The organism is Acetoanaerobium pronyense, assembly GCF_017874355.1.
Lineage (GTDB): Bacteria > Bacillota > Clostridia > Peptostreptococcales > Filifactoraceae > Acetoanaerobium > Acetoanaerobium pronyense.
The window spans coordinates 1-5,977 of record NZ_JAGGLI010000057.1; the positions used below are offsets into that span (position 1 = coordinate 1).

Consider the following 5,977-nt stretch of genomic DNA (forward strand, 5'->3'; position numbering starts at 1 on the left):
TTTGAAACTTGAGTTTTTTTCAATTTGAGATTTCTAAGTCTTTTAATTTCAGCAAACATAAATATTCCTTTCAAAGTCAGTCCTCCTGTCAGTAAACTACTGTAAGTATTCTAACAAGATTCAAAGACTTTATGAGTATTTTTTCTCCATTTTTATTTGCCGAAATCTCTCCATTTTATTTTACCAGTTACATGAGGCTCAACTTGACTATTACACAAGTTATATTAAAAGCAGAGAAGATTGGGAATTTGTACAGGTTTATACAGATGAAGGTTTATCTGGAACGGACACAAAAAAACGTGAAGGTTTTAAAAACATGATTAGTGATGCCTTAGATGGCAAAATAGATCTCATCATAACAAAGTCGGTTAGTAGATTCGCAAGAAATACGGTGGATAGCCTTATAACTGTTCGTCAGCTCAAAGAAAAAGGCATAGAGATTTATTTTGAGAAAGAGAATATTTGGACCCTAGATTCTAAAGGTGAGCTTCTAATAACCATAATGTCTTCCCTTGCACAAGAGGAAAGCCGCAGCATTTCAGAAAATGTTAAATGGGGCCACCGCAAGAGATTTGCAGATGGAAAGGTATCCGTACCATTTGGTCATTTCCTAGGTTATGATAAAGGTGAAGACGGCAACTTAGTAGTAAATCCCAATCAGGCAATAGTAGTTAAACAAATCTACAGCTTATTCCTTCAAGGCATGACGCCTTATGGAATAGCTAAAAAACTAACTGAAGATGGCGTTATCTCTCCAGGGAAGAAACAGAAATGGAGTCCCGGTACTGTAAAACACATCCTTACTAACGAAAAGTATAAAGGTGATGCTCTTCTCCAGAAAAGCTATACCATTGATTTTCTGACCAAGAAAAAGAAGCTTAATGAAGGCGAGGTTCCTCAATACTATGTCGAGAATAACCATGAAGCAATAATTGAACCTGAAATATTTGATATGGTACAGATAGAGCTGGAAAAAAGACAAATAGAAAAAAAACGCCACAGCGGCGTTCATATATTTTCTAGCAAAATTAAATGTGGTGAATGCGGCAACTGGTATGGCTCTAAAGTATGGCATTCTAACAGCAAGTACCGCCGAACGGTATGGCGATGCAATCATAAATACAGTGACGAGAAAAAATGCACAACGCCTCACCTTGATGAAGAAACCATAAAAGAACTTTTTATTAAGGCTGCTAATAAGCTACTGGAAGAAAAGGATGAAATTATAGCTAACTTTGAATCTATAAAAAATGTAATTTATGACACTGGCCCATTAGACGCTCAGCAGGCAGAACTTCAAAATGAAATGGAGATTGTTGCTGAAATGATCCAGCAATGCATTAATGAAAACGCTAAGGTCGCTCTTAACCAAGAGGAATATCAAAAAAGATACGATGGGCTGGTCCAGAGATTTAATGCTACTAAAGTTAATTTAGAAACAGTTTCTGAAGCACTTAAGGATAAAGTAACCTGCAGAAAAACAATGGCTGCTTTCCTCGACGAACTTAAGAAACAAGATGAACTGCTCACAGACTTTGATCCACTCCTCTGGAATAGTTTGATTGAGCACGTGACTGTCAACAGCTCTGATAGTATAAGATTCTTGTTCAAGAACGGAACAGAAATGCAAGTTTGAAGCAAGACACCATACCACTGATTCAAAACCAGGGGTGAGGTGTCCTTTTAAATAAATGTATAATTTGATTACTTATCAAACTTCAGTTAAATCACTCAATTCCAAAAACAATGTTTTTATACTTTGAGGCGAGAATATCTTCTATCCCACCTGTTCCATATCGCGGAAATCTCGCAAGTGCTAAATCCAAATCTTTGTCAGTAATTGGGATTATTAAACCTCTATCATCATTAAAAGTATCTGCACATCGTTTCATAAAGGCATTATCTTCATCTAATGATCGACATGTAAGTATTCCAACCCGACCTCTTCGATTACTAAATCTACCGCTAAGCTGATCTAATTCAGGGTTTGCAACTTCACCAGTGTAGTTCTTGCATTCTACAAAAACAAAAGGGCATGGCAAAAGTGCATTATTATTCGGTAAAGTAAAGAAAAATCCTGTTTCCGATGAATTGTTGAATGTTATATCAATTCTCTTTCTTCCACTGTGAATATCTACTTCCTTTTTGGGTGAAGATAAGTTTGGATAAAACAATAACTCCAATATCCCAATAATCAGATTATGATAGTTTGTAGCGTTTGCTGCCCCAGAAGGAATCAAGCTAAGTTTTTCTCTAAGATGATTACAAACATCTTCAATATTAATGGCATCAAGAACAGCTCCATCTATCATGGTTATTTTTTTTGAAGTCTTAGCCTTAAAATCTGCAAAAACCTCCGGATGCTGCTCAGTAAACCTTGCTAAATATTCTTTATCTATAACCCCTTCATGATCTTTTACACTCTTTTTAGTAACATACTTTTCTCCACTCTTATATTTTTTCACTAATGGTGTCTGCAATTTCAGATGCTCATTCTGTAAGTAATTAAGTACAAAGTGTTGTCTATATTCTGTAGATGTGTATTTATCGGTGAAGGATACAATTCTTTTTGGTACAAGTAGAATTGGGAATCCCTCGATTACAAGTCTTTGAGTAAATTGATTATCCCAACTTTTTGTGTGTGGGTCCCAGAACATTCCTGATGGTACATTTTCCACCAGTGGTATGCCATGTAAATCACACTGCTCTTTAGTATATTCAATCAGATGTTTTTTGATTATATTAGCGGTCATATCGGATACTTTATCTTTATCAATATTGGGAACAAAGATTCTAAAATCTTCGATATCCTCCATGATACCTGAACGTATTGCACGGCTTTGTAGGAGTTCCTTGAAAATTGCAGCAGTATCTTCTGGTCCCATTCCGTGACCACGAGGTTTTCCACGAGACATCCCTAAACAGACATCATTAGTTTCACCCAAATGAGAAAATAGCTCTTCCGCTTGCTGCATTCGCTTTCCCCTTAAAAGTGCAAGTAAAAACTCAAAATACGAGCGCAGGGTACTATGAGCATCAATAGCAAACGGGAAATCACATTTAGAAATATAGTAAGGATCCAAAAATAACGGTGTGTCAACACTTGGGTTAATATCAACGAAGTCAAGTTCATACTGAGTTTTCTCTAGATTAAACATCTTGCTAATTTTCATCGATTCACCTTCCTTGATCTGCTTGCACCAACTTTCTATACTAATACACTAACAATTAAATCAGATTATCATACCTGCGATTAAGGATTAATGGAATTACTTATCGTTTCAATGAGTAAAACATTTATTTTGTTATCATTGTAGCTATATTTGATAAATATTTTATTTGGAACATCAGCTATTCCAATTTCAGAAGCGGATTTGATTTTATCAATATCTCGATAAATATCCCTAATTATTGTTTCTTCGACAACATCCTGAATATCACTAGATTTTATAAAATCCACTGCCTTCGCCGAATAAAGAAACTGATATTCTTCATTTGAAACTTTACCAATATTACGTTCTTGCGCCTCATTACTGGTTGGGGATATTATTGGAACACTTACTAAAATTAGGATTAAAATCAAGCAAACCAGAGAATTCCTAATGCATTCATATGAAGTAAATACAGTGTTATTACGCATAGTGTTTTGATGCTTGTTAAGCTCAATACAGTCATTGTATTCCTGGCTTAATGATTGATCGTCAGTTGCAAAGGATTCTAAGTTCACAAAAAACATTTTGTTATCCCTTATTAAAACCCTGATAGCCAATAATCCCGCTGCAATCATGTATATTACAGCAGTTGAAAGAAATCCGAATGCAATCCACTTAATTGTAGGTATTGGAAACTTGCTATAAATAGTATTGATAACACCCGATGCACCCATTATCAGTGTAATTGCAATTGTTACTCCTACGACATTGGTTTTTGCTTTATCTTCAAGTTTATCTTTAATTTTAAAGGTATCATGGTACATCTCTTTATAAACTTCAATATCGACTTCATCTACAACGCTTTCTATAGTGTCTTCATCAGGTAAATTTTGCCTTTTAATAAGATTATCAATTCTTTTTCGAACTTTACCATTAGCTACATAATTAGCGTACATTGGAAAAATAATCTCAATAAGCCTATTCATTTAGCTCAACCCCTGCAAGGCAGTCAACAATAGCTTTTTCTATTGGGAGATTTGTTGATGAAACTAACCATCCCCACTCACCAGTAGGATTGACTTCAATGAAATAATATTTCCCCTCAACGAAAGCAAGATCTATACCGCCAAATACTAAATTAAGATTGTTCATTAAATTTAAAATTTTTTGCTCGACTTCTTTTGGCAAATCCACTGGCACATAGTTTAGCTCATCCGAGGTCGTTTGCCGCCAATCTCCATCAATTTGAAGGCCGTTCTTCAGAATGCTAACCGCAAATATTCTATCGCCAATAATAGTCACTCGAATATCAGTTTTCTTTTCCAAACACTCTTGAATAATGACCGGTGCATATTGTATTTCTGAATTAACCAATTCATGACCATTAATAATATTTGTGTAAGTAAACATTTCACTGCCATTTTCATAGAATAATGCAGTATCAAGAGATTTTACAATATAACTTTTTTCAAGTTTAATACCCTGAGGTATTGCGTTTCCAGCATATGTAATAGGTACGTCTAAACCATGTTCATTTGCTAGCTTTAACTGATACAATTTATTTTCTGCTTGATATATTGAAACAGGATGGTTAAGCCATCTTGCTTTGTCAAAAATAATTAGATTTCGTATGAAAGCACTCCATTGGCTTCTATATAATTGTTCCTCGAGTGTATATGATTTACCAGTTCTTAAAAAAACGGGTGCCCGAAAGTATATTGATTCCAGATGCTCTTGAGTAATTTCGTACATTTGACCATTGATTAAAATCTCAAGCTTATTCTCCGCTAAGACGTATCTAACCTCGTACTTGTCAAACCTATCTCGATTAATTCGTAAATAGCTATGACCTCGTCGTTCAAGTTCATAACAAATTATATCTGAAGAATAATCAAATGTACTGGATACAACAAGGCACTTGACGCTATTCACCTTTTTGGTCCTCTCCAGTTTCGCGATCACACTTTTTACTCTGAGGAATAGGGCGGTCTTTCATTTGCATCATAGCTTCATTTGTTTTTCTGTTAACCCAATACCCTCGTTCTTCATTAAAAACATATTCTGGCGGGACCTGGATTTCTAAAGGCTCTGTATAGCGGAATGCTTTCTCTAATAAAATGTGTTCTCTCATAATTTTTCCTCCTCAATTTTTACAGTTTCTAGTTGCTAACGAATTGATAATGAATAGTAAATTTGATAATATTATATCATTTTGAACTATTAAACCATATAAAAACAACCGGCTTGCCCCGATTCCGTAAAATGCACACCCTTTTTACACTTTGCATACCTCTATGCACAGCACCTTTTAGGTTCATTAAATTGTATCAATCTCGGAATTATAATATCGATATAAATCATTTTCACTCTGTTTAAATAGGTTTCTCGTAGCAACTTCAACACGTCAAGATTGTCTCCCTCAATATAAAGGTTCTCCGTTTTATCAAAATCAACACTTTCTTCTCTAGAAGGACGTAAAGTGGCAGCTATTGGAGCATTAGCCAAGAGTACTGATTTTTTCTTATCTGGCCAGGTAAACTGGTACCTCTCTTCTTTTCCTGAAACTACTTTAGTATTAATTTCCTGTGCTAATACCTCAGCATCTATGGTACGAACTACCTCTCCGTTTTCATCTATTATTTCTGTTACAGCATTTGGAAACATAGCTGCTAGGGCTGCAAAATTATCATCGGCTAGGTTTGGGGTGTGCATTTTTAGCTTATCCATATCTATTCTCCTCGTATAATATGTTTAGACCCAGTTTTTATGGTCTAAGCATATTTATTTTTTTCTTTAACTTACCAATTTTTAATTGAGATATCCTA

6 protein-coding genes are annotated in these 5,977 nt (G+C 35.0%); 1 reads left to right on the top strand and 5 read right to left on the bottom strand.

The window, feature by feature from the left end; genetic code table 11:
• The first annotated feature begins 172 nt into the window (after nucleotides 1-172).
• The gene (locus tag J2Z35_RS14210; protein WP_330623507.1) at nucleotides 173-1,636 is read left to right on the top strand and encodes a recombinase family protein; all 1,464 of its coding nucleotides are present in this window, start codon (nucleotides 173-175) and stop codon (nucleotides 1,634-1,636) included.
• Between the two features lie 91 nt (nucleotides 1,637-1,727).
• Here J2Z35_RS14210 and J2Z35_RS14215 read toward each other — a convergent pair whose 3' ends face one another.
• From J2Z35_RS14215 to J2Z35_RS14235, 5 genes are all read right to left on the bottom strand, one after another.
• Nucleotides 1,728-3,173: a hypothetical protein gene (locus J2Z35_RS14215; protein WP_209662066.1), complete on the bottom strand. Its 1,446-nt coding sequence runs from the start codon at nucleotides 3,171-3,173 to the stop codon at nucleotides 1,728-1,730.
• Nucleotides 3,174-3,253: 80 nt separating this feature from the next.
• Entirely contained in the window at nucleotides 3,254-4,138 is an 885-nt protein-coding gene (locus tag J2Z35_RS14220) for a hypothetical protein (protein ID WP_209662067.1), read from the bottom strand.
• Complete coding sequence (locus J2Z35_RS14225; protein WP_209662068.1) at nucleotides 4,131-4,904, bottom strand: hypothetical protein; 774 nt, start codon at nucleotides 4,902-4,904, stop codon at nucleotides 4,131-4,133. The genes J2Z35_RS14220 and J2Z35_RS14225 overlap by 8 nt, the downstream gene beginning before the upstream one ends.
• Before the next feature lie 172 nt (nucleotides 4,905-5,076).
• Complete coding sequence (locus J2Z35_RS14230) at nucleotides 5,077-5,283, bottom strand: hypothetical protein (protein ID WP_209662069.1); 207 nt, start codon at nucleotides 5,281-5,283, stop codon at nucleotides 5,077-5,079.
• 161 nt (nucleotides 5,284-5,444) lie between these two features.
• A complete protein-coding gene (locus J2Z35_RS14235) occupies nucleotides 5,445-5,879 on the bottom strand; it encodes a hypothetical protein (protein WP_245330933.1) in 435 nt (144 codons plus the stop codon).
• Nucleotides 5,880-5,977 lie beyond the last annotated feature (98 nt).

Coding starts and splice junctions, on each gene's coding strand:
- J2Z35_RS14215 (WP_209662066.1), bottom strand. CDS start 3,173: ATGAAAATTAGCAAGATGTTTAATCTAGAGAAAACTCAGTATGAACTT.
- J2Z35_RS14220 (WP_209662067.1), bottom strand. CDS start 4,138: ATGAATAGGCTTATTGAGATTATTTTTCCAATGTACGCTAATTATGTA.
- J2Z35_RS14225 (WP_209662068.1), bottom strand. CDS start 4,904: ATGTACGAAATTACTCAAGAGCATCTGGAATCAATATACTTTCGGGCA.
- J2Z35_RS14230 (WP_209662069.1), bottom strand. CDS start 5,283: ATGAGAGAACACATTTTATTAGAGAAAGCATTCCGCTATACAGAGCCT.
- J2Z35_RS14235 (WP_245330933.1), bottom strand. CDS start 5,879: ATGGATAAGCTAAAAATGCACACCCCAAACCTAGCCGATGATAATTTT.